Below are 24,072 nucleotides of genomic sequence, written 5' to 3' on the forward strand. Positions count from 1 at the left end.
TAATTAGATACAACTTATTTCTTTACAACTAGATCACAGATGGTTTTTACTGCACCCAATTAAAAATAAAATATTATATAAATTGGGGTATTCGCCATGTCCGTCGTCGCCATCGTGCTAATTTTCTTATTTGCAGTAATCGTGAGTGTGTTTATCTCTCGATTACTGTCAGAAAAAATTCCTTTGCCTATCATTCAGATAGCATTGGGTGCTGCGCTTTCTATTTTTGGTTTTGAGGTTGATTTTGATCCTCATCTCTTCCTACTTCTCTTTATTCCTCCTTTGCTATTTTTAGATGGCTGGCGGATCCCAAAAGAGGCACTATTCCAAGAAATTAAACCGATTATGTCTTTAGCAATAGGTTTAGTTGTGGTGACTGTTATCGGTATGGGCTTTTTTATTCACTGGCTTATTCCTTCTATTTCATTAGCCGTCGCCTTTGCATTAGCTGCAATTTTATCTCCGACAGATCCTGTTTCTGTCTCGGCAATGACCGTCAATTCACCACTGCCTTCACGTATGACGCATATTTTAGAAGGTGAATCGCTACTTAACGATGCCACAGGGTTAGTCTGCTTTAGTTTTGCTGTTGTGGCTGCATTAACAGGCTCGTTCTCTATTGTTTCTGCGGCTGGGCAATTCTTGTTAGTCGCATTAGGTGGTGTGGTAATTGGTTTGATTGTGGCTGGATTGATTGGGCGTTTAAATCAGTTTTTAGTTAAACGTACTGGTGAAGATCCGGCTATTCAGATCTTAATTAGTTTATTAATGCCGTTCTTTGCTTATTTAGTTGCTGAACATTTTCATGTATCAGGCATTTTAGCCGCAGTAGTTGCTGGTATTGCCATGCACTATGAAAAAATTGTCGGTCGTATGCAAGCGGCAACGCGAATGCAAAGTAAAGCGGTATGGGATACGGTTCAAGTCTCATTAAACGGTATGATTTTTATTTTGCTTGGTGAGCAATTACCGGGTATGTGGCGTTCTTTACCTGAAGTTACCGCATCAGCAGGTTCTACCAGCCCTTGGGGTGTTTTAGGTTATGTTGTAATCATCACTATTGGGCTTGCTATACTGCGTTTTGCGTGGGTATGGATCTCAATGTCATTAACGGTATTCCATAATCCAGAAAGGCGCTTGTCACGCCATCACATTCGTTTAATGGCAGTAATGGCAACCGCAGGTGTAAGAGGTGCTATCACTTTAGCGGGTATCTTAACGTTGCCATTATTAATGTCTGATGGTTCACCTTTCCCTAATCGACAATTGGCTATTTTTATCGCCATGGGTGTCATTCTCTGTTCATTGCTGATTGCCACTTTTGCATTGCCTATCTTAACCAAAGGGTTATCAGAAGATTTACCTTATGAAGATGATGAGATCCGCACGCGTTTGGCATTAAATGAAGCCGCGATTGCGCATATTAATGAGCTAATGAATCAACCTTGTGAAGACTTAGACGAGATGTCACTGCGTATAGAAGCAGGTACACATCTGCTCGAAATTTATAATCGTCGTCTTGATAATGAAGATGATGCACAAGTCGGGGCGCTTGATCTAAAAAGATTGTTTAGCATGGAACGCCAATTATCACGTAGTGCATTAAAAACAGAGCGAGAGGCATTGCAGCAATTGCGCAAATCCAGACATATTAATGAGCATGTTTATCATCGCTTACGCCATGAGCTCGATTTAAAAGAAGAAGCATTAAACCATCATTTAAAGTAGTGTTTTTTTAACGCCGTTAATGCCTTCAGAGAGGGAAAACTTACCTGAAGGCTTTTATAAAATGCACAAATAATGTGCTCATACTCGCACTGTATAGCTTGATAAGCTATCTGGGCATTTTAAAAGTATAAAAGCGGTGTAGAATACCAGCAATATTGCTTTGTCTATCTCAAAGCTGAATCTGTAAGTTTAAATAAGCTTAAAGCAAAAATATTTTACTCAGACTGCTGACTAAGGTTAGATGGTGATGATTTATTTTTGCGCACTAGAGGGATGACAAGGTATATTGTTGTCATTACTGAATTGACACTCAAATAAATGAGGGAATCATGCGAATTAAATTGTTATTGGGAGCCACTGCCGCTTTATTGTTAGCAGGGTGTTCTGCGACAAATACGTTGACCACTGCGGGCTCACAGGTACAAATCACTGATACGCAACCAGGCAGTGAATGCCAGTTATTAGGAACGGTTACCGGTGTTCAAAATAACTGGTTATCAGGTTCCCGCTCTGAAAGCCAATCTCTGCGTGGTGCTGCTAACGATTTACGTAACAGAGCTGCTGAGATGGGTGGTAATGTTATTTTTAATGCTGGCACTGGTGCTGGAAGCATTGTTGATAGTTTTGCGCCATTAGATAGCAAAATGAGTGGACAAGTTTATAAGTGCCAGTAATGGGCATTAACGAATTGCCTATTTGCTCATTCGCAAATAAAAATAAAAAGCTGTAGCATAATAATTGCTACAGCTTTTTTTGTTTCTGTTAGCGCTAAGCGATAAACGTTATTGCTGACGCAAGCCTAAATCTAATAGTGTTTTACTTGGCTCTCCGCCAATTTCACGGGTTAACTTGGGCACCATATAACCTGAAACCAAGCTCATTAGCGTTTTGATTATCTCTCTGGCTTCTATATCAGATACCATAAAATGAGCCGCGCCCTGTACTTTATCTAATACATGAAGGTAATAGGGCATAACACCCGCATCAAATAGTGCGCGACTTAAATCAGCAAGAGTATGTGCATTATCGTTAACGCCACGCAATAAAACACCTTGGTTTAAGAGTGTCACGTTGGCATTTTTTAGCTTTAAGCAGGCATCTCTTAATGCATCATCAATTTCATTGGCGTGATTAATATGCAATACCATCAATGCTTGTAATCGCGAACTCTGCAATCTATCGCATAGTGTTTGAGTTATACGAGAAGGGATAACGACAGGCAAACGAGAATGAATGCGCAGGCGTTTTATATGAGGTATTGCTTCTAATTGTGTTATTAACCAATCTAACTCGTCATCTTTTGCCATAAGAGGATCGCCTCCTGAGAAGATGATTTCATCGAGTTTTACGTTATTTTTGATATACTCTATTGCCTTTTGCCAGTTTGCTTTGTTTCCTTTGTTATCTTCATAAGGAAAATGACGTCGAAAACAGTAGCGGCAATTAACAGCGCAGCCACCTTTGACCAGAAGCAATGCACGATTCTGATATTTATGTAATAAACCCGGTACCGCATTTTGTTGCTCATCTAACGGATCTGTAGAAAATCCCGGTGTTAGGGTAAATTCAGCATTTGCAGTTAATACTTGTAAAAGTAGTGGATCGTTAGGATCACCTTTTTTCATGCGTGCAACGAATTCACGGGGAACCCGTAAAGGAAAAAGCCGTCGCGCTTGAGCTCCTTTTTGGAGATCATCGTGATGTTCCAACGCTAAAAGTTGGAGTAATTCAACAGGATCACTGATTGCCTGCGCGAGTTGAGTTAACCAGACTTCTCTGGTGGGGTGATTATGAGTTACAATGTGTGCCATTTTTTGGCTATGCCATTTTAAATTAAAAAAGTTAGAGGATATTCATGGCTTCTTATAATACCAACGATTTTCGTTCAGGTCTTAAAATCATGTTAGATGGCGAGCCTGCTGTCATTACTGAATGTGAATTTGTTAAACCAGGTAAAGGTCAGGCATTTGCTCGTGTGCGTCTGCGTAAACTGATTTCTAACAAATTACTGGAAAAAACATTTAAATCTACTGACTCTGCTGACGGTGCAGATGTCATGGATATCAACTTAACTTACCTGTACAACGACGGTGAGTTCTGGCATTTCATGAACAACGAAACTTTCGAGCAGTTAGCTGCAGACGAAAAAGCAGTTGGCGAAAATGCTAAATGGCTGATCGACCAAGCAGAGTGTATCGTAACACTGTGGGATAATCGCCCAATTTCTGTTACTCCACCAAACTTTGTTGAGTTAGAAATTGTTGATACCGATCCGGGTCTGAAAGGTGATACCGCAGGTACTGGTGGTAAACCAGCAACCTTAAGCACAGGCGCTGTGGTTAAAGTTCCCCTGTTTGTACAAATCGGTGAAGTGATTAAAGTTGATACTCGTTCAGGCGAATATGTATCACGCGTAAAATAATCAAATTATTATTTTACCGAACGCAGAACTGATGCGTAATAAATAAATTACCGCAAATAAAAAAGAAATATTTGCGGTTTTTTTATTTTCTTAATCATATATATTGATGTAATAAACGATTTTTCTTTCTAAAATATTGAGTAATTTGTATTACCACGACATATTATTTTTGTTATATTATTTACCTCTTAAATATCTCTGTTTTATTCCCGCTTAATGCCAAAATAGAATGAATGATGCCAGATTGGAATTGGCAAAAAATAACCATTTTTCTAAAATGTAGTGGTAGGTTGTTTTGGTAAAGATAGCCCACAGCAATATTTATTTTATGAGTTATTTTGATTTCCTTTAAGAGATATTTATAGAGTATAGATAAAACTGTAATCCTGTAATATTATTGATATTTATTTTATATTTTGTTGTACTAGGGAAACCCTTTCCAATATAAACATTTACTCTGAAATATCTCTTTTATTTTTTATTTTGTTTTATTTTTAATTAGAAAAATCAGCATTTAGCTCTACGTCTTTTATTCTGTTTTTATCCATAACTAAATATTAATTAAAATACTTTTTATATTCTTTATTATTAAGTAGTATTTTTTCATTAATGTATTTTCCGCATTTTTAGATAACAAAAAAAAGCGATACTTATAAATAATTTATGACTCGTATTTAATTGGCAATAGCGCCTTTATTTCGATGTCAAAAAAAATTTATAAGGTTATATAATGAAAAAATTATCACTCATCGCACTTGTTGTGACTTCATTCCTCGGTTTTTCAATGTCAGCTCAAGCGGTTGATTCAGCACCTCAACCCTCTCAAGATCCTGTTGTTCAACACTTAAAACTTAGCCCTGAACAAGTAACTAAAATTAACTCGCTTCATTCACAAATGACCGAAAACCTTGGGAAAATTAGCTTCCAAGAGGTTAAAAAAGGGGCATTAGTGGATGCTGTTCGTGCAGATAAATGGGATGAGAAAGCAATTAATGAGCAATTAACAGCGGTAAGTAAAGTTGAAACTCAAGTGCGTTATTATCGTGTGAAATATTATTTTGACCTTAACCAAGTGCTGACTGCTGAGCAGCGTGAAATCATTCGTAATGATTTAATTCAAGCTATTAGTGAGTAATTAATCTTTAACTTTACCTCCAAAAGGCACTTCCGCTGACGCACTTGTGCGCGATCCAGCAATTTGTTACATATACGGCGGGATGTCACTGCTGGGGATCCTTCACCTGAATCACAAAGTGCGAAGGTGAGGGAGGATGTCAAAATATTTGATTTATTTCTCTCTTATCAAAAATCGAAATATCGCTAAATTACCTATATTTTATAATGTGTAATTTAGCTTTTTTTGTTTATTTTTCCTTATTTTTTTATCTGCTGTTGTGCTGTTTTTTTACGTCACTGTTGTGTCATTTCTCGTGACGACACTTTTTTATACCCCTTGTTGCTGTCAACGTCATAACTGTCGATTCGTCATTCATCGCTATTCTTTTTATTTATAACGAATATCTATTGAATTATAACTACATGATTTTAATGGGAAATAAATTCAATCCTCTTTTGGCACGAAAAATGCTTTATTTAAAGAAAAATTGACGACAGCGTTGCTGTTAACCGTTTTTCTCGGAGGATGTGGCGAATGAATCGCTTTGTAATTGCAGAGCCACAACGATGCATAGGGTGTAATACCTGTATGGCAGCTTGTTCAGAAGTTCACCAAGCTGTGGGTTTACAGGCGCATCCGCGTCTTACAGTGGTAAAAGTGGAGGATCAAACAGCCCCGATGCTTTGTCGGCACTGTGAGGATGCTCCTTGTGCTCGCGTGTGCCCAGTCAATGCCATCACTCATGAAGATAATGCCATCTTTCTTAATGAGAGTCTGTGTATTGGCTGTAAGTTATGTGGTCTTGTTTGTCCATTTGGTGCAATTACGCCATCGGGCAGTAAACCCGTTAATTTACCGGCTGTTTTTGATCATTATGTACCGGAAGAGATGCTGGCAGATGTCCCCGCTAGCTTACCAACAGCAAATCCATTTCTTGCATGGAATGTCGGTGTTCGCGCTATCGCTGTGAAATGTGATTTATGTAGTTTCTCTGATGATGGCCCTGCTTGTGTAAAAGTCTGTCCAACAGATGCTCTGCATTTAGTTGAAGAAGATAGCCTAGAAGAGCAGGTGAAAGCACGTCGTTTAGGAACCGCAATGGCACCTATGGCGAGCCTCGACTCTTTATCTACTTTGACACAGGAGCGGAAGTAATATGGAACCTCTTCAGTTACTGCTGTGGTCAGTCATCCTGTATGTTGTTGGTGGCGTTATTGCACTGTTTCTAAAAAAACAGGAAGGGTTGGCAATCCTTATTTCAGGTATCAGCGCGATAATCGGTGGTGTACTGGGTATCTTCAGTGCGTTACCTGTTATTTTAAACGGTGAAACCGTAAGTTTTACTGCTGCTGGTCCTTTTGAATTTGCAGCATTTGTTGTGCGTATGGATATGCTTGGCGCCTTTATGGTGTTTGTCATTTCTCTACTTGTCAGCGTGTGTGCGCTTTATTCACTTGCTTATGTGCAAGAATATAAAGGTCGTGGCGCTTGGAGCATGGGATTCTTTATGAATCTGTTTATTGCTTCAATGGTTGGCTTAGTGGTGATGGATAATGCCTTCTACTTTATTATTCTGTTTGAAATGATGTCACTGGCATCTTGGTTCTTAGTTATTGCTGACCAAGATGATGAATCTATTCATGCGGGTCTACTCTACTTCTTTATCGCTCACGCAGGCTCCGTGCTTATCATGATAGCCTTCTTCTTGATGTGGCGTGAAAGTGGTAGCCTCGATTTCGATTCATTCCGTCAACTCTCGCTTTCTCCTGCAATGGCTTCTGTGGTGTTCTTACTGGCTTTCTTTGGTTTCGGTGCCAAAGCCGGTATGTTGCCATTACATAGCTGGTTACCAAAAGCTCACCCCGCAGCACCTTCTCATGCATCGGCATTAATGTCAGGTGTGATGGTGAAAATTGGTATCTTCGGGATAATCAAAGTAGGTATCGATTTACTGGGTGCTACTGAGATGTGGTGGGGAATTGTCGTCCTTGCATTTGGTGCAGTTTCTTCTGTACTGGGCGTTATGTACGCGTTAGCAGAGCACGATTTAAAACGCTTACTTGCATGGCACACCGTTGAAAATATCGGCATCATCTTAATGGGTGTCGGCGTTGGTATGGTGGGTATTGCGACTAATCATCCTGTTATTGCGGCACTTGGTCTATTAGGTGCGTTATACCACTTATTGAACCACGCCGTATTTAAAGGCTTATTGTTCCTTGGTGCTGGTGCAATTATTAACCAAATTCATACCCGTGATATGGATAAAATGGGTGGTTTGGCAAAACTGATGCCTTATACCGCAACTGCCTTCTTAATTGGTTGTATGGCAATTTCTGCGCTACCGCCGTTGAATGGTTTTGTCAGTGAATGGTATACCTATCAATCACTCTTCTCGATGAGTTACGAAGGTAACTTCGTTATGCGCTTAAGTGGTCCTATCGCTATTATCATGTTAGCAATCACTGGTGCGCTTGCTGCGATGTGTTTCGTGAAAGTGTATGGCGTAAGCTTCTGTGGTGGTCCTCGTAGTGAACAAGCGACCAAAGCAAAAGAAGTGCCTCTGCCAATGACTATTGCGATGGGATTATTAGCACTCTTTTGTATCGTGCTAGGTGTGGGTGCTTCATTTATTGCACCGATTATTGCCAATATCGCCATGTCATTAAGTGAAACCAGTGCATTAACTGTAACTCAAGGCGCACTGCTTGTTCCTGATGCGGCATCTCAAGCCATGTTCTCTCCTGCATTAACATTTATTTTATTAATTGCCTTACCACTTATTCCATTCCTGATTTACCTCGGCATAAAAGGCGGTCAGCCTGCATTTCGCCGTAAAGGTAACCCTTGGGCTTGTGGTTATAACTGGGAAAAAGACATGGCAGTGTCAGCAGGTGGCTTTACTCAAGCATTACGTAGCATGTTCGCACCACTTTATCGCATGCGTAAACAGCTTGATCCATCTCCATTGCTGTCTCGTGGTTTTAATAAAACACAGCTCGGTGCTGAAAAGGTCGAACCATTCTGGGATGAACGCATTATTTATCCTTTGGTTCGTGGTATCCAACGTTTTGCTAAACGTATCCAATGCCTTCAAGGCGGGGATTTCAGACTCTATTGTCTGTACGTTGTGGCGGCGCTGGTCATCTTGCTTTTAGTCATCGCAGCGTAAGGAGAGGGACTTATGACTTTCCAAGAAGCACCAACGTTCATGATGGGGATTTTTGCTCTTATTCAAGCACTATTTTTGCTCGCAATAACCCCGTTATGTACAGGTATATCTCGCCAAATTCGCGCCAAGATGCACTCTCGTCAAGGCCCTGGCGTTTTGCAAGATTATCGAGATATCTTTAAGTTACTTAAACGTCAATCTGTGGCTCCGGAGCAATCTGGCGTTATTTTCCAAATAATGCCTTATGTGTTGCTAGGTAGCATGCTGGTGGTAGCTATGGCACTGCCAGTGTTTACCTCCACTTCACTGTTTGGTGGCGCTGCTGACTTAATCGCCCTGATCTATCTGTTTGCTCTGTTTCGCTTCTTCTTCTCTTTATCTGGATTGGATTCAGGAAGTCCATTTGCAGGTATTGGTGCAAGTCGTGAATTAACACTGGGTGTATTAGTAGAACCTATCCTAGTGCTGTCACTAATTGTTGTTGCCTTAATCGTTGGGTCAACCAACGTAGGCACAATTAGTGCGACATTAGCGCAAGGGTGGATATCACCAACAGCAACATTATTAGCGCTATTAGCTTGTGCTTTCGCTTCATTTATTGAAATGGGCAAAATGCCATTTGATGTAGCAGAAGCTGAACAAGAGTTACAAGAAGGACCATTAACTGAATATTCAGGTTCTGGTTTCGCCTTGGTTAAACTCGGTATTGGCTTAAAACAAGTGGTTATTGCAGAGCTTTTCCTTGCTGTCTTTATTCCTTTTGGTAAAGCGAGTGAGTTTACTTTTATTGCAATAATTATTGCGCTGGTTCTGATGGCAGTGAAATTGTTGGTTGTGTTTGTATTGGCGTCATTGGTGGAAAACAGTTTAGCGCGTGGTCGCTTCTTACTGACTCACCATGTGACTTGGCTAGGATTCGGTGTTGCGGCACTGGCTCTTGTTTTCTATTTAACCGGTCTATAAGGAGCGATGATTACAATGGAAAATATAGCTCTTGCGACCTTACTCATCCCATTTGCGGGGGCGTTGATTACGTCCTTAATGCCAAATCGGATGGCGAAGTGGTTATGTACACTGTTCGCACTGCTCGCAACACTCGGTACGGTTTTCCTTGGCTGGCAGTTTCTTGCTGAAGGTAAAGTTGATACCACAATTACGCTAGTACAGTATGGTGATGTTGCGCTCTTTGGTTTCACCATCGACCGTGTGAGTACCTTAATTGCGTTTGCCGTTGTGTTCTTAGGATTACTGGTGAGTTTCTACTCAACAGGCTATCTGACTAGCGGTAACCGTGAACATCCACATGATGGTACTCGTCGCTATTACGCATTCTTATTAATCTTTATCGGTGCAATGGCGGGATTAGTGCTTTCTTCGACTATTCTTGGTCAACTCCTGTTTTTTGAAATCACAGGGGGATGTTCTTGGGGATTAATCGGTTACTACCAATCTGATAAATCACTGCGTTCAGCAATGAAAGCGCTGTTGATTACCCATGTTGCTTCTATCGGGCTTTATCTTGCTGCCGCAACTCTGTTTGTTAGCACAGGAAGCTTTGAATTAACCGCAATTGCAACACTTGATGAACCAACAAAATTGATTGTTTTTGGTGGCATCCTGTTTGCTGCTTGGGGTAAATCAGCACAGTTACCATTACAAGCATGGTTACCTGATGCAATGGAAGCACCTACTCCTGTGAGTGCTTACTTACACGCAGCATCAATGGTGAAAGTTGGGGTATATATCTTTGCTCGTGCCATTCTTTCTGGCGGTGAGGTGCCTCATATCATTGGTTGGGTCGGTATTACCATGGCAGTCATTACGCTGATTTATGGCTTTATGATGTATCTGCCACAAAAAGATATGAAACGTCTGCTGGCGTGGTCAACCATTACACAGCTCTCTTATATCTTCCTTGCTTTATCTATCTCTATCTTTGGACCTCGTGAAGCATTTGATGGTGGTGTTGCTTATATCTTCAACCATGCCTTTGCAAAAAGCTTGTTCTTCTTAGTTGCTGGTGCACTGAGTTATAGCTGTGGTACGCGTATGTTGCCGCGCTTAAGAGGGTTAATTAATAAGTATCCATTACTGGGCGTCGGCTTTTGTGTCGCTGCATTAGCGATAGCAGGTGTTCCACCTCTTAATGGTTTCTTTAGTAAATTCCCAATCTTTGCTGCTGGTTTTGAATTATCGAGCGTTTTCTGGGTAATGACACCAATTATGGTGCTGGTACTGATTGAATCTGTTGCGAGTTTCACTTGGTTTATCTACTGGTTTGGTCGTGTTGTTCCTGGCAAACCAAGTAATGAAGTGGCAGAAGGACAACCTGTTCCTATCGCGATGCAAATTGTGATTGGTGTGCTGATTGTGATGTCTTTCTGTTCCAGTGTTATCGCAGTCACTTGGCTAGGATAAGGGAGATAAATCATGACTGGAGCACTTATCGTAAATAATTTGGCGGGGTTAATGATGATAACCTCGCTGTTGGTCATCGGCGCGAAAAAGCCGATAGCCTCCTGTTGGTTTTATGCACTGCAATCTTTTGTTTTGGTAATGATTTTTGTCACCTTAGCAAACACGTTAGATGCACATCAACTAACACTCTGGGCAATTACTGCCTTCTTTACCAAAGTTCTGCTAGTACCACTGATTATGGGATTTGCATTTCGTAAATTGTCAGATCCTAGTGCAAACGTCAGCGTGATTAGCCCTGCGTTGTTGATGTTACTGGCAGCGGTTATCGTTATTTTATGCTGGTTTGTGGTTGAGCCAATTCAAATCCCAATGGTTGTTGATTTGAAACCTGCGTTAGCAGTTTCATTAGGACACTTTATGTTAGGTCTGCTGTGTATCGTGACTCAACGTAATATCCTAAAACAAGCCTTTGGTTACTGTTTGATGGAAAACGGCTCTCACTTAACGTTGGCACTATTAGCGTGGCGAGCACCTGAACTTGTGGAAATCGGTATCGCAACAGACGCAATTTTTGCGGTGATTGTGATGGCAGTACTGGCTCGTAAGATTTACCGCACGCTCAACACACTGAACGTGGATCAACTGACCGCGCTGAAGGGGTGAGGAGATGAACCAAACAACCATGTTAACAATTTTAATGTTTGCACCGCTGGTATTTTCGATACTGGCATTTCTAAGCCCGTTATTAAAAGCTGGCGCTCGTCCTGTCGTGACTGGCATTCATGCGATAGGTATTACAGTGCTGTTAATTGCAGCACTGGGTACTGTGGCTGATGTAATGACTCATGGCGAGATATTGACGGCGGCAAATTGGGTTCATGTTGATAGCTTAGGTGCATTGTTCCTTGTCATTTTGGGCGTCATCGGCTTTTTAACTGGGCTTTATTCAATTGGCTATATGAATCATGAAGTCGATGAGGGTGAAATCTCTGTTCGTACTTTGTGTAACTATTATGGTTTCTTCCACCTCTTTTTATTCACAATGTTATTAGCTATCACGAGTAATAACTTGATCCTGATGTGGGCAGCGATTGAAGCAACAACATTAAGTTCTGCATTCTTAGTGGGAATTTATGGTCAACGCTCTTCTTTAGAAGCTGCATGGAAATATATCATTATCTGTAGTGTGGGTGTGGCATTCGGTCTTTTTGGTACTATTTTGGTTTATGCTAATGCCGCAAGCTTTATGCCAGATCCTGATCAGGCTATCTTCTGGACTGAAGTACTGAAATATACTGATCAACTTGATCCAACATTAATGCATTTAGCCTTTGTCTTTATCTTAATCGGATTTGGTACAAAAACAGGTCTATTCCCAATGCATGCATGGTTACCAGATGCACACAGTGAAGCGCCAAGTCCGGTGAGTGCGCTGTTATCTGCTGTTTTACTTAACTGTGCTCTGCTCATTATCATTCGTTACTACATCATTATTGATGCTGCAATTGGTACTGATTTCACCCGTAATTTACTGCTGATTTTCGGTTTCCTTTCTGTGGCTATCGCGGCGTTCTTTATTCTTATTCAGCGCGATATGAAACGTCTTTTAGCCTACTCCAGTGTGGAAAATATGGGGTTAATTGCCGTGGCGTTAGGTATTGGTGGACCAATTGGTATTCTTGCTGCTTTATTCCATACTTTAAATCATAGCTTAGCGAAAGCATTACTGTTTTGCGGCTCAGGTAACGTGCTACTGAAATACGGCACAAGAGACTTAGATGTCGTTAAAGGTATGTTTAAAGTGATGCCATTTAGTGCCGCATTATTTGCTGGTGGTGCGTTAGCGTTAGGAGGCATGCCGCCTTTCAACGTCTTTATCAGTGAATTTATGGTGGTGGTTGCGGGCTTAGCCGCAGGGCATATTGGTTTAACTATCCTATTATTATTGTTATTAACCGTGGTATTAGGTGGATTAGTTCGCATGGTCGCAAAAACGGTATTTGGTAAAAAACCTGATGCTGTTGCGAAAGGTGAGCTGGGTATTTTAACCACATTACCGATGGTCATTCTGATTGCACTCATGTTGTTAATGGGTACACACATTCCTAAGCCAGTCAGTGAATTACTGGAAAACGCGGCCAATATAGTGATGAATATCGATAAAAGCGAATCACCAACTTATACCTGGCCACAGGCTTTAATCAGCAATCAATCAACATCGGTTCAGGAGATGTAACGTGAGCTATCAAAATTATGTCAGTAGAAAAGAAGGAAAAGAACTCGGAGCGGGTTATGTTGCTAAAGTCCGAGAGAAATTTCCATCCGCCGTTCTTGATGAAGAGCGCCAAACCGCTGATCAATTGACGATAACAGTAAAAACGGAATCACTACCTGAAGTGGTGGAGTACCTGTATTACGGTTTAGGTGGTTGGTTACCTGTACTATTTGGTAACGATGAACGTAGTTTAAATGGTGATTATGCTGTTTATTATGCGTTATCAATGGAAGAGGGTGAAAAATGTTGGGTGGTAGTAAAAGCCCATGTTAGCCCGATAACCTTAGAATTTCCGTCTGTTACACCACGCGTTCCTGCTGCGGTTTGGGGCGAGCGCGAAATTCGTGATATGTATGGTCTTATTCCTGTTGGCTTACCGGATGAACGTCGTTTAGTTCTGCCGGATGATTGGCCTGATGAAATGTATCCACTGCGTAAAGATGCGATGGATTATCGTCAGCGCCCAGCACCGACAACAGAAATAGAAACTTATCCATTTATTAATGATGGTAAGAAAGATGCGCGTGTTGTGCCTATTGGACCTATGCACATCACTTCTGACGAACCAGGACACTTCCGCTTATTTGTTGATGGTGAAAACATTGTCGATGCGGATTACCGTATGTTCTATGTTCACCGTGGTATGGAAAAACTGGCTGAAACCCGCATGGGTTATAACGAAGTGACTTTCTTATCTGACCGTGTTTGTGGTATTTGCGGCTTTACTCACAGCGTGGCATATGTCACATCTGTTGAGAATGCACTAGGCATTGAAGTGCCTCGCCGTGCTCATACCATTAGAACCATCTTATTAGAAGTTGAACGTCTTCACAGCCACTTACTTAATATTGGGTTAGCAAGCCACTTCACTGGTTTTGATACCGGTTTTATGCAGTTTTTCCGCATCCGTGAAAAATCAATGCAAATTGCAGAAATGCTAACAGGTGCACGTAAAACCTATGGCCTGAATTTAATTGGTGGTATTCGCCGCGATATCTTAAAAGATCAACGCCTTAAAACCATCATGTTAATCAGAGAGATGCGTCGCGAAGTGACGGAACTAGTCGATATTCTTTTATCTACCCCAAATATGGAACAGCGTACAGTGGGTGTGGGTATTTTAGATAGAAAAGTTGCTCGTGACTTTAGCCCAGTAGGTCCAATGATAAGAGCCAGTGGTTTTAAACGCGACGTTCGTTTTGACCACCCATTTGCCGATTATGGCAACCTTCCATTAACGCTCTTTAGTTATGAAGGTGGTGATGTATTCTCACGTGTTATGGTTCGTATTAAAGAAGTACTTGATTCATTATCAATGATTGAATACGCGTTAGATAACTTGCCTGAAGGACCATTATTAACGGAAGGCTTTACTTATCAACCTTATAAATTTGCGCTTGGCTTTACTGAAGCACCACGTGGTGAAGATGTGCACTGGAGTATGTTGGGTGATAACCAAAAACTCTTCCGCTGGCGTTGTCGTGCTGCGACTTATGCTAACTGGCCAGTATTACGTTATATGCTGCAAGGAAATACCGTTTCTGATGCGCCATTAATTATTGGTAGCCTCGACCCTTGCTATTCCTGTACTGACAGGGTAACGCTCGTTGATGTGAAAAAACGTAAATCAAAAACAGTTTCTTATAAAGAAATTGAACGTTATAGCATCGAACGTAAAAATTCGCCGCTCAAGTGAGGGAATGAACGATGTTAAAATTGTTTAAAACCATTATTAAAACAGGCGAAGCAACGACAAAATATCCATTTAAGCCGCTGGATTTACCTGATGGTTTCAGAGGAAAGCCTGAGTACGATGCTCAGCAGTGTATTGTTTGTGGTGCATGCACCGCAGCCTGTCCTGCTAATGCATTAACGATGGAAAATAATCTGGAAACAGGTGAGCGTTACTGGCAACTGTTTATCGGTCGGTGTATCTACTGTGGTCGCTGTGAAGAAGTTTGCCCAACAAGAGCGATTGTTTTATCAGATATGTTTGAAACGGCAGTGACTCAAAAATCGGATCTCTATATTAAAGGGACCTTTAAATTATTGAGTTGTCGTGAATGTCATCAGCCATTTACGCCAAAAAAATCTGTCGATTATGCTATGGCGCTATTAGTGCACTCTGGCTGGGATGAAAAAACGGTGGAATCTATGCGTCCACAATTTGAAACCTGTCCTGACTGTAAGCGTAAACATAATCTGTTATCCGATGGCCAAGAGAATCTAAGTATGGGCAATATCGGGGGTGCAAAAAAATGAGTCTTCCAGAAATTCCCGTTAATCATCATGTTAGTCAACCCATCACATTAAGTGATCAGGTGAAGAAGCTAAAACAGACACTGTTGAAAGATATTCAACGTTCAGCTTATGTATACCGTGTTGACTGTGGCGGCTGTAATGGTTGTGAAATTGAAATTTTCTCAGCGATTACCCCTGTTTTTGATGCTGAACGTTTTGGTATCAAAGTCGTCGCCTCGCCTCGTCATGCTGATATTTTATTATTTACAGGTGCGGTAACACGTCAAATGCGTGTTCCTGCATTACGTGCTTATGAATCAGCACCCGATCCAAAAATTTGTATCTCTTATGGTGCATGTGGTTGTGGTGGCGGTATTTTCCATGATCTTTACTGCGTATGGGGTGGTAGTGAATCTATCGTTCCTATCGATGTTTGGATCCCAGGTTGTCCTCCAACACCCGCTGCAACTATCTATGGTTTTGCAGTTGCATTAGGTTTGCTTGATCAAAAACTAAAAGGTGTTTCACACACTGAAATAGAAAATGAGCAAGCATCACTTATTCTGCCTTCAATTCCATTAGATGCACGAGTGATGATTGAACGCGAAGCGCGTCGTCTTGCCGGTTATTATCAAGGAAGACAAATAAGCGACCATTTCCTCACGCTACTTGATGGCGCGACAGTACAGGAAGTGAGTGGTAGAGTGGATGAATGGTTACGCCAAGCTAACGATCCTCGGTTATCTGAGATTGTGAAACGGCTTGTTCATTCATTAAGTCAAGGAGGTGTTCATGTCTGATGACGCGAATGTCTATTTTTGGTCATTAAGACAAAAGTTTGTTGATAGCGACGATGATGTACCAGCAGAAGCACAGCAAGTTATGTATTACTCGCTGGCGATAGGTCACCACGTTGGCATGATTGACTGCTTAAAGACAGAGTTAGTGTGCCCACTTGAAAAATATAAAGCATGGATTGCGCTTCTTCCTGAAGGCGAAGCAAAACGAAAAATGCAAGGATTGCTGACTTTTGGTGAGATAAATATTAACTCTGAGCACACCCATTTATTGGCACTGGCATTTGATCCTATCACTAAAAATGAAGATCCAATTTTTAGCGAATGGAGCCAAAAGTTAATTAATTTGTTGGGTGAAATTGTTGTTGAACCTGCTATTTATTTAATTGTGAAGAGAAAACCATGAGTAAACAGATGACAGCACCCAAGGTGGTATTAACCGTTGGAAATAGCATGATGGGAGACGATGGTGCAGGTCCATTATTAGCGGAGTTAATGGAAGCTAATCCTATTGAAGGATGGATCGTTATTAATGGCGGAAGTGCACCAGAGAATGTCTCTTATCAAGTGCGGGAGCTACAACCCCAGTGTGTTGTCATTGTTGATGCGGCTGATATTGGTTTAAAACCGGGCGAAATCAGAGTAATAGACCCTGATTATATTGCGGAGATGTTCATTATGAGCACCCACAATATGCCGCTAAATTTTCTGATTGATCAATTAAAAGATGATATTCCAGATATTACTTTTCTAGGAATACAGCCTGATTTAGTTGGATTTTATTATCCAATGAGTGAAGCCGTAAAAAATGCGGTAGATGAAGTTTATCAAGGCATCAAATCATGGCGAGTAGATTACTTTCCAGAACTTGAAGTTTGTGATGAAGAAGATAGTGAATAAATAAAAGCAGTACAGGTATCCACCTATAAAAATAGAAACATCCGCTTTTGCGGATGTTTTGCTTTAATGAGTAATATAAGTGTCATTAACTGTGAAAATGGATAATAACGTAACTTATATTACTCATTATTGAGATTGTGTTCTTTTAGTAATGAAAATAAAATATGAGGAGAGGACGGAACTAACCCAACTTTTAAACCAAATGGTTTGAATATTTTATTAATGATATCTGTAGAACAATTACCTTTATCATTCTCAATTTCAGATAATGTTTTACGTGAAACATTAATGAGTTTTGCATAACTATCTTGATTTAATCCTAATATTCTTATTCTTAGCGTTTTTAATGCTTCTCCTTGAGTTATTTCTCCAAACAATAAACGAGTCATAATTTGATTAATAACTTTTTTTCTCTCGGTCGTTGCAACGAATTGATGCGTTTTAGATGCCCTTACAGGGGGAGTAGTGATTTGAATTTTATTCATGACAATATTCCCCAGCGTTCTAACTTATTAGGTATAAAATCAAAACCAAATGTAGGCATGGTTAGAATTTGTTCTGGTACACCTCTAACCTTTAACCTCTCTTTTAAAGTGAGCAGTTGTAATGCTGTTTCTTTTAAAGCTGGTGGTTCAGGTAATGATTCTTTTACACGTAAATTCCCAATAGGTGAAATAGTACCAGAACGAAGTAATTTATAATTTTGTTGTTCGACAGTGAGTCCAGCAAGATCAAGATATTGGATCCAATATCTTCGGCTGGCTCCACTAGGAACAATATCATCTAGAAATTTAAGCCAACCGGGTGAACCATAATCATCAAAATAGAGTTCTACAGGATGATTTAAAGAAACAGCATAATGGTCGTCTCGGAATAGGTAATCTATTGCGTAATCTGCTTCATAGACTAATTCGGTGATCGGATAGGTAATATCATACTTGCTTGCATATAATGCGCGATCATGATCAGGAAAATGAATAATAGCAATATCTCTCCACTCCTGGTTAATAAATGCTTGTAATGTTATTTTCTCCATAATAATTACCCCACTAGCTAATGAGTGATATTTTACTCATTAAACCATAAAAATGGATAATAACGTAACTTATATTACTCATTTCTAAATGCACCTATCGCTAATAACCGCTTTTTCCCACGCTAACCTTAATTTTTCCTTTCGTCATTTCCCTAACTGTTTTTACTACTTAATCCTTCTTTGATTATTCTACTGAATGAATTAACTATAGTTATTGATATTTGTAGCGTTTTTTATTGTTATTTAACAGAAAAGTGTGTTTTTTGTCTGAAGATAAAATTAAGACATAGCAAGATTAGCTTCATTATCTAAGCCGTAAGTTTGCTATCCTTATCGCAAATAATTTAATAACGGTGTTTATTTATCCGGATTATACAAAAAAGAATAAAAAGGTTGGTTATGTCTTCTTCTATGCCTCAATTAAGTATTGTTGTTGCTGTTTATAATGGCGAAAAATTTTTACACCAATTTTTCAGCTGCTTACAAGCACAAAAGCTAGAATATTGGGAGCTAATACTTGTTGATGATGGCTCTACAGACCGTTCCCTTGAAATACTTTATAAATGGAAAGATAAATTTCCCGCTGTTACTATTTTAACTCAAAAAAATCAGGGCGTTTCCGTTGCGCGTAATACAGGGTTTGATATTGCTAAAGGGGAATATGTTGCATTTCCTGATATCGACGATGTTATTAATGAGAAAATGTATCCTCGGTTGCTTGAAATTGCTCAACATGGAAACTTAGATGTAGCAACCTGTAATGGAAATTATATATACGATAATGGACGTCCTTCTCGACCTATTTTCCCTTCTAATCGACTGAGTTCTACAGGTATAGTCACAGGGCCTCAATGGCTTAAAATTGCGTTAGAATCTAAAAAATTCCTACATGTCACTTGGTTAAATATTTATCGTCGAGAATTTTTATTAGCGCATGGTTACCGATTTGAACCCGGCTTACATCATCAAGATATTCCATGGACAACAGAAGTGTTACTCACCGCGGAGCGTGTCGAATATATTGATGAACGTTATTATGACTATTTGATTCATGCAAACTCTGTTTCACATACAACGCCTGATGACCATATTCATGCTAGAACAATATATAACTACATGAAAATTTTAGAGATGTTAAACGACATTAATCAAAAACATAAAGATATCGCTAAAAATATTAATGCATGTTACTGGCAAATTGCGAAAGAAGGTTTAGGTATTATTCATTCTATTGATTGTATTCAATCCATTGAAATAAAAAGGCAAATGGTACAAGAGTTATTTGAGCGTGGTATTTGGGCACTAATTTGGCAGAACGCGAAGGATTTTAGATTACGTTGGCGCTTAGGGCGGCGCTATTTTAAATTAAAAAAGATCCTCAATGATAAATAGAAATAGGTGCATTTAGCACCTGTTTTTTTATTTTAAAATAAGCAGAAAGGAAATATATTAATTGAGTTGCGTAAAAATAACATTTTATTCTCTTTTCTGCTCACTAATAAGAAGCAGTGTGAATTATATAACTTATTTACGAGAAAAATAATGTGCCCTAGTTAGAAGTTTGCCATAATGAGGTGTGTTGCTTAATAAAAGTTTATGTAAAATCAATAAAGTGCCTAATATTATTCGAGTCTTTGAATGAAAAACTTTATGATGTTGGCGAATAATTCCTTAGTCTGCACTCGTTGTTGCAGTACGTCATAATAACAATCATTATCTTATTTCAGCCTCTTCTTTTATTGATAGAGACTGGTGGTAAGTCGTATCTAAAAAATCGGAGAATATTTATGTCTATTCGGTTTGGTTGGCGGCAATCATTAGTTGCATTAACTTGCTTAGCCGCTTTTAGCACACCTTTTGCAGTATCTGCACAAACATTAAAATTAGCAATTGGTGAAGAGCCAACAGAAGGATTTGATCCAATGTTAGGCTGGAGTCATGGCAGCTATTTATTACTTCATAGCCCATTGTTAAAACAAAATGCGGATCTGACTTGGTATAGCAATATGCTAAGTGACTATCAGCCAAGTGAAGATGGTAAAACGTGGAAACTTACCCTAAAACCAGATTTAAAATTTTCTGATGGATTGCCATTAACGGCAAAAGACATTGTTTTCACTTATAACAATGCAGCGGCAAGTGGCGGTAAAGTTGATATGGGTAATTTCCTCACTGCAAAAGCAGATGATGATTTACACGTTACCATCACACTAAAAGCACCACAAAGTACCTTTGTTAACGTATTAGGTTCACTGGGTATTGTTTCTGCTGATAAATATGATGAAAAAACCTATGCACAAAAACCAATAGGTGCAGGTCCTTATCGCATGGTGAGTTTCCAACCAGGGCAGCAACTTATTGTAGAAGCTAACCCTTATTATGCTGGACAGAAAAACGATTTTGAAAAGCTGGTTTTTGTCTTCCTTGATGAAGATGCTGCTTTTGCCGCAGCGCAAAGTGGACAACTAGGTATTGTTCGTATTCCTCCTGCAACCGCAGCAATAGCGAAAAATTTACCTAACATCAAATTATGGGAACGTCCTAGTGTTGAAAATCGTGGGATTGTTTTTCCAATGGTGAAATCCGGTGAAAAAAATGAATTAGGCTATGATATTGGTAATGATATCACCGCAGATGTTGCTATTCGTAAAGCGATTAACTATGCCCTTGATCGTAAATTATTAGCAGAACAAGTTCTTGATGGTTATGCGATCCCTGCTTATACCGGTGTAAAAGGGTTGCCTTGGGATCAAACTGAAGCGGCATTTAAAGACGGTGATGTTGAAAAGGCAAAACAAATTCTTGAAGATGCCGGTTGGAAGTTAAATAAAAACGGTATCCGTGAAAAAGAGGGTTTAGAAGCTAAATTGACCCTGTGGTATACCAGTGGTGATGCGACTCGCCGTGATTTAGCCGAATCTATCCGTGCTTTAGTCCAGCCATTAGGCATTCAGATGGACCTTAAATCAGGGAGTTGGGATACCGTAGAGCGCTATATGCACTCAAATCCTACTCTATTTGGTTGGGGTAGCCTTGATCCTATGGAGCTATATCACCACTACAGCACCAATGCAGCGGGTGTCGGTTATTACAATCCGGGTTATTATAAAAACCCTGAGGTTGAAAAACATCTTCAAGCCGCACTCGATGCTCATACATGGCAAGAAGCCGTTCCGCATTGGAAAGCTGTAGAGTGGGATGGTAAAAACGGTGTTGGTGTAAAAGGTGATGCTGCTTGGGCTTGGTTAATGAATGTCCAACATACTTATCTCACTAACCCTTGCGTAGATTTAGGCACTGGTACACCTGAAATTCATGGTTCATGGTCATTATTAAATAGTGTAGATACTTGGAAGTGGACTTGTCAGTAATACGTCAAAGTGCAGGATTTTTCCTGCGACTCTTATGCCTGCTGTTGGTGACAACAGCGGGTGTTTTTATTTTATTAAGTTTTTCACCTATCGATCCAATTAAGGCGTATATCGGGAGTGATTTGCTCAATGTACCGCCAGAGCAATATCCCCTGATTGCAGCGCGTTGGGGATTAGACCAACCCTTATGGATGCGATTTTGGTTTTGGTTTAGCCAAATTATTCAGGGAGATTTTGGTTACTCGATGCTTTATAACACACCCGTTATTGATGTTATAAAAGAGCGTGCTGGACCTTCCTTTATTTTGTTATTTTCAGCATGGATTTTTTCTGGTGTGGTGGGTGTGTTTATGGGATTAGTTGCTGGGCGTTATCTTAATCGTCTGCCAGATAAAATAATCTCAACTCTCTCTTACCTTTTAGCGTCATTACCCACGTTTTGGGTCGGCTTATTACTATTATCACTATTTTCTGTCACCTTACATTGGGCACCGATTTGCTGTGCTTGGCCCATGGGCAGTAGCTCAGAAGCTGCAACCTTTAGCCAGCGCTTCTCTCACCTTATTTTACCGATGATAGCGCTTGGACTATTAGGAACCGGAAATATTGCACTTCATACTCGCGCTAAAGTTGCTGAGGTGATGGGCAGTGAATTTATTCATTTTGCTAAAGCACAAGGTGATAAAGGTTGGGCTATGATGATATTTCATGTTCTACGTCATGCCATTACACCTGCACTTTGCTTACAGTTTGCATCAATTGGTGAACTTCTTGGTGGTTCATTACTCGCTGAAAAAGTATTTGCTTATCCCGGCTTAGGACAAGCAACTGTTGATGCTGGGTTACGGGGTGATATTCCACTGTTAATGGGCATTGTGGTTTTCAGTACTATCTTGATTTTTATTGGTAATAGTATTTCTAACTCGCTATTACGACGTATTAATAAAGGAATTTTGCGAGACTCATGATTTACGATCCTAATAAGCCTCTATTGCGACTTTTATTGGTAACCCTCGCCTTGATTGGGTTAGTTGCTTATGGATTTTCTGTTTCTCATACTGATATCGCAATGGATTTTTTGGCAAGAAATCAGGCTCCTTCTGATCAATATTGGTTTGGTACTGATAATCTTGGTCGTTCGCTTTGGTTACGTTGTTTTCAGGGCATGCTAAGTAGTTTAAATATTGGTGTCACCAGTGCCGTTGTGAGTGGCACTATCGCACTGATTTTTGCCGGTATCTCTTCCATCAATCGCTATTGTGATTTTCTGGTTAGAGGCGTTGTTGATGCACTGTTAGCACTACCTCACTTATTACTGCTGATATTGATCTGTTTTACATTAGGTGGTGGGCAACAAGGGGTAATATGGGCTGTGGCGTTAACACATTGGCCTAAGCTTGCACTGATTTTACGTGGCGAAATCCAACGTGTTCGTGAAGCCGATTACGTTATGTTATCGCGTCGTATTGGTAACACTCCTTTTGAATGTATAAAAAAACACTATATTCCAATGTTATTGCCACAGTGGATTGTGGGTACTTTGCTGATGTTTCCACATGCTGTATTACATAGTGCTGCACTGAGTTTTTTAGGTTTCGGGCAAGCGGCTCATGAACCTTCTTTGGGTCTGTTACTTGCGGATGCGCTGCGCTATTTAAGTACTGGCTCTTGGTGGATGGTGGTATTCCCGGGGTTAATTTTAATGTGTCTAGTACTGATATTTGATCAATTTGCTAAGGCTATGCAACAGCTTTGGTTAAGAGGTGCAGGATGTTAAGTTTTGAACAGCTTTCCATTGATATTGCACAATTTCGTTGGTTAGGAAAACGAAGTTGGCAGCCATTGCTAAAATCAATATCACTCGATATTAAACCCGGAAAAATGCTGGCATTAGTGGGAGGGAGTGGTGAAGGGAAAAGCTTGTTGCTACAAAGTGCATTAGGGCTTTTACCTGCTAATATGCGTGTTCGTGGCGCAATTAAATTAAATGGTCACACCTTAACAGAGAGAGAGCTTATTGCTTATCGTGGCAATACCTTTTGCTATATTCCACAAGGTGTATCAGCATTAAACCCATTGATTTGTATTGGTGAGCAACTCAGTCGTTCTGCGCGTTTAAGTGGTGCTGATGTGACTACTGACGATATTGCCGAGCAGCTGGGTCTTTATCATCTCTCTAGCTCATTAGTAACAACGTATCCTGCAAAACTTTCAGGCGGCATGGCAAAGCGTATTTTGGCATGTAATGCGACATTATCTAATGCACAATATATTTTGGCAGATGAGATAACATCATGGCTTGATGATGAACATGCAAGTTTGCTTTTAGGTCATTTGCGCGAATTATGTAACCAAGGTAAATCCGTGTTATGGGTAACTCATGATCTCGCTTTAGCTGCACGCTTTGCTGATACAATTGCGGTGTTAAATCAAGGTGAATTAAATGAGATTGTTCCTGCTGTCTCACTTCACCATTATGAGGGAAGCGAGTGGCTTAAAACCTTGTGGAATGCTTTACCGGAGCAACAATTTTTGCAGCAGCATGAAACATCATTAAGTTAGTTGTTGATCTGCCTTATTTTTGAACATACCAAG

General features: G+C 40.1%; 23 protein-coding genes. 20 read left to right on the forward strand and 3 right to left on the reverse strand.

Annotation, left to right across the window (positions count from 1 at the left end):
• The first annotated feature begins 96 nt into the window (after window positions 1–96).
• Window positions 97–1,728, forward strand: coding sequence for a Na+/H+ antiporter (locus ABN099_RS13040; protein ID WP_349464268.1), 1,632 nt, complete (start codon window positions 97–99; stop codon window positions 1,726–1,728).
• Between the two features lie 329 nt (window positions 1,729–2,057).
• Window positions 2,058–2,402 (forward strand): DUF4156 domain-containing protein, encoded by a 345-nt coding sequence (locus ABN099_RS13045; RefSeq protein WP_349464269.1) that lies wholly within the window; start codon window positions 2,058–2,060, stop codon window positions 2,400–2,402.
• A 108-nt stretch (window positions 2,403–2,510) separates the two neighbouring features.
• Here ABN099_RS13045 and epmB read toward each other — a convergent pair whose 3' ends face one another.
• Window positions 2,511–3,539 carry an EF-P beta-lysylation protein EpmB gene (gene epmB / locus ABN099_RS13050; RefSeq protein WP_349464271.1) on the reverse strand — a complete coding sequence of 343 codons (1,029 nt, stop codon included), beginning with the start codon at window positions 3,537–3,539 and terminating at the stop codon, window positions 2,511–2,513.
• A 44-nt stretch (window positions 3,540–3,583) separates the two neighbouring features.
• On the opposite strand from epmB, the gene efp reads away from it, so the two are divergent.
• The 13 genes from efp to hycI all read left to right on the forward strand — a co-directional run bounded on the left by efp (window position 3,584) and on the right by hycI (window position 17,070).
• Window positions 3,584–4,150, forward strand: a complete 567-nt coding sequence (efp, locus tag ABN099_RS13055; RefSeq protein ID WP_349464272.1) for an elongation factor P — start codon at window positions 3,584–3,586, stop codon at window positions 4,148–4,150.
• A gap of 730 nt (window positions 4,151–4,880) precedes the next feature.
• Window positions 4,881–5,285: a Spy/CpxP family protein refolding chaperone gene (locus ABN099_RS13060; RefSeq protein WP_349464274.1), complete on the forward strand. Its 405-nt coding sequence runs from the start codon at window positions 4,881–4,883 to the stop codon at window positions 5,283–5,285.
• Between the two features lie 516 nt (window positions 5,286–5,801).
• Window positions 5,802–6,422 (forward strand): 4Fe-4S dicluster domain-containing protein, encoded by a 621-nt coding sequence (locus tag ABN099_RS13065; RefSeq protein WP_349464276.1) that lies wholly within the window; start codon window positions 5,802–5,804, stop codon window positions 6,420–6,422.
• Between the two features lies 1 nt (window position 6,423).
• Window positions 6,424–8,439: a hydrogenase 4 subunit B gene (gene hyfB / locus ABN099_RS13070; protein ID WP_349464277.1), complete on the forward strand. Its 2,016-nt coding sequence runs from the start codon at window positions 6,424–6,426 to the stop codon at window positions 8,437–8,439.
• Between the two features lie 12 nt (window positions 8,440–8,451).
• The gene (locus ABN099_RS13075; protein WP_349464279.1) at window positions 8,452–9,402 is read left to right on the forward strand and encodes a respiratory chain complex I subunit 1 family protein; all 951 of its coding nucleotides are present in this window, start codon (window positions 8,452–8,454) and stop codon (window positions 9,400–9,402) included.
• Between the two features lie 6 nt (window positions 9,403–9,408).
• Window positions 9,409–10,857 carry a hydrogenase 4 subunit D gene (locus ABN099_RS13080; RefSeq protein WP_349464280.1) on the forward strand — a complete coding sequence of 483 codons (1,449 nt, stop codon included), beginning with the start codon at window positions 9,409–9,411 and terminating at the stop codon, window positions 10,855–10,857.
• A gap of 12 nt (window positions 10,858–10,869) precedes the next feature.
• Window positions 10,870–11,520 carry a hydrogenase 4 membrane subunit gene (gene hyfE / locus ABN099_RS13085; RefSeq protein ID WP_064721143.1) on the forward strand — a complete coding sequence of 217 codons (651 nt, stop codon included), beginning with the start codon at window positions 10,870–10,872 and terminating at the stop codon, window positions 11,518–11,520.
• Window positions 11,521–11,524: 4 nt separating this feature from the next.
• On the forward strand, window positions 11,525–13,093 hold the full coding sequence (locus ABN099_RS13090) for a hydrogenase 4 subunit F (RefSeq protein ID WP_349464281.1): 1,569 nt from the start codon (window positions 11,525–11,527) through the stop codon (window positions 13,091–13,093).
• A gap of 1 nt (window position 13,094) precedes the next feature.
• Window positions 13,095–14,828, forward strand: coding sequence for a hydrogenase large subunit (locus tag ABN099_RS13095; RefSeq protein ID WP_349464282.1), 1,734 nt, complete (start codon window positions 13,095–13,097; stop codon window positions 14,826–14,828).
• Between the two features lie 11 nt (window positions 14,829–14,839).
• Entirely contained in the window at window positions 14,840–15,394 is a 555-nt protein-coding gene (gene hyfH / locus ABN099_RS13100; protein WP_349464283.1) for a hydrogenase 4 subunit H, read from the forward strand.
• Window positions 15,391–16,173, forward strand: a complete 783-nt coding sequence (locus ABN099_RS13105; RefSeq protein WP_349464284.1) for an NADH-quinone oxidoreductase subunit B family protein — start codon at window positions 15,391–15,393, stop codon at window positions 16,171–16,173. Before hyfH ends, ABN099_RS13105 begins: the two co-directional genes overlap by 4 nt.
• The gene (locus tag ABN099_RS13110; RefSeq protein ID WP_349464286.1) at window positions 16,166–16,576 is read left to right on the forward strand and encodes a formate hydrogenlyase maturation HycH family protein; all 411 of its coding nucleotides are present in this window, start codon (window positions 16,166–16,168) and stop codon (window positions 16,574–16,576) included. Before ABN099_RS13105 ends, ABN099_RS13110 begins: the two co-directional genes overlap by 8 nt.
• Window positions 16,573–17,070 carry a hydrogenase maturation peptidase HycI gene (hycI, locus tag ABN099_RS13115; protein ID WP_349464287.1) on the forward strand — a complete coding sequence of 166 codons (498 nt, stop codon included), beginning with the start codon at window positions 16,573–16,575 and terminating at the stop codon, window positions 17,068–17,070. The genes ABN099_RS13110 and hycI overlap by 4 nt, the downstream gene beginning before the upstream one ends.
• A gap of 119 nt (window positions 17,071–17,189) precedes the next feature.
• Here the strand turns inward: hycI and ABN099_RS13120 are convergent, their stop codons facing one another.
• On the reverse strand, window positions 17,190–17,555 hold the full coding sequence (locus tag ABN099_RS13120) for a helix-turn-helix transcriptional regulator (RefSeq protein ID WP_349464288.1): 366 nt from the start codon (window positions 17,553–17,555) through the stop codon (window positions 17,190–17,192).
• Complete coding sequence (locus tag ABN099_RS13125; protein WP_349464289.1) at window positions 17,552–18,106, reverse strand: hypothetical protein; 555 nt, start codon at window positions 18,104–18,106, stop codon at window positions 17,552–17,554. The genes ABN099_RS13120 and ABN099_RS13125 overlap by 4 nt, the downstream gene beginning before the upstream one ends.
• A 399-nt stretch (window positions 18,107–18,505) precedes the next feature.
• Between ABN099_RS13125 and ABN099_RS13130 the strand changes: the two genes are divergently transcribed.
• From ABN099_RS13130 to ABN099_RS13150, 5 genes are all read left to right on the forward strand, one after another.
• Entirely contained in the window at window positions 18,506–19,498 is a 993-nt protein-coding gene (locus tag ABN099_RS13130) for a glycosyltransferase (RefSeq protein WP_349464290.1), read from the forward strand.
• Between the two features lie 395 nt (window positions 19,499–19,893).
• The gene (locus ABN099_RS13135; RefSeq protein ID WP_349464292.1) at window positions 19,894–21,477 is read left to right on the forward strand and encodes an ABC transporter substrate-binding protein; all 1,584 of its coding nucleotides are present in this window, start codon (window positions 19,894–19,896) and stop codon (window positions 21,475–21,477) included.
• Window positions 21,462–22,445, forward strand: a complete 984-nt coding sequence (locus ABN099_RS13140) for an ABC transporter permease (protein WP_349464294.1) — start codon at window positions 21,462–21,464, stop codon at window positions 22,443–22,445. Before ABN099_RS13135 ends, ABN099_RS13140 begins: the two co-directional genes overlap by 16 nt.
• Window positions 22,442–23,254 (forward strand): ABC transporter permease, encoded by an 813-nt coding sequence (locus ABN099_RS13145; RefSeq protein WP_349464295.1) that lies wholly within the window; start codon window positions 22,442–22,444, stop codon window positions 23,252–23,254. Before ABN099_RS13140 ends, ABN099_RS13145 begins: the two co-directional genes overlap by 4 nt.
• Window positions 23,248–24,039, forward strand: a complete 792-nt coding sequence (locus ABN099_RS13150; RefSeq protein ID WP_349464296.1) for an ATP-binding cassette domain-containing protein — start codon at window positions 23,248–23,250, stop codon at window positions 24,037–24,039. Before ABN099_RS13145 ends, ABN099_RS13150 begins: the two co-directional genes overlap by 7 nt.
• Window positions 24,040–24,072: the final 33 nt, after the last annotated feature.

Source organism: Proteus hauseri, from assembly GCF_040139125.1.
In the GTDB taxonomy this organism is placed as follows: Bacteria; Pseudomonadota; Gammaproteobacteria; order Enterobacterales; family Enterobacteriaceae; genus Proteus; species Proteus hauseri_B.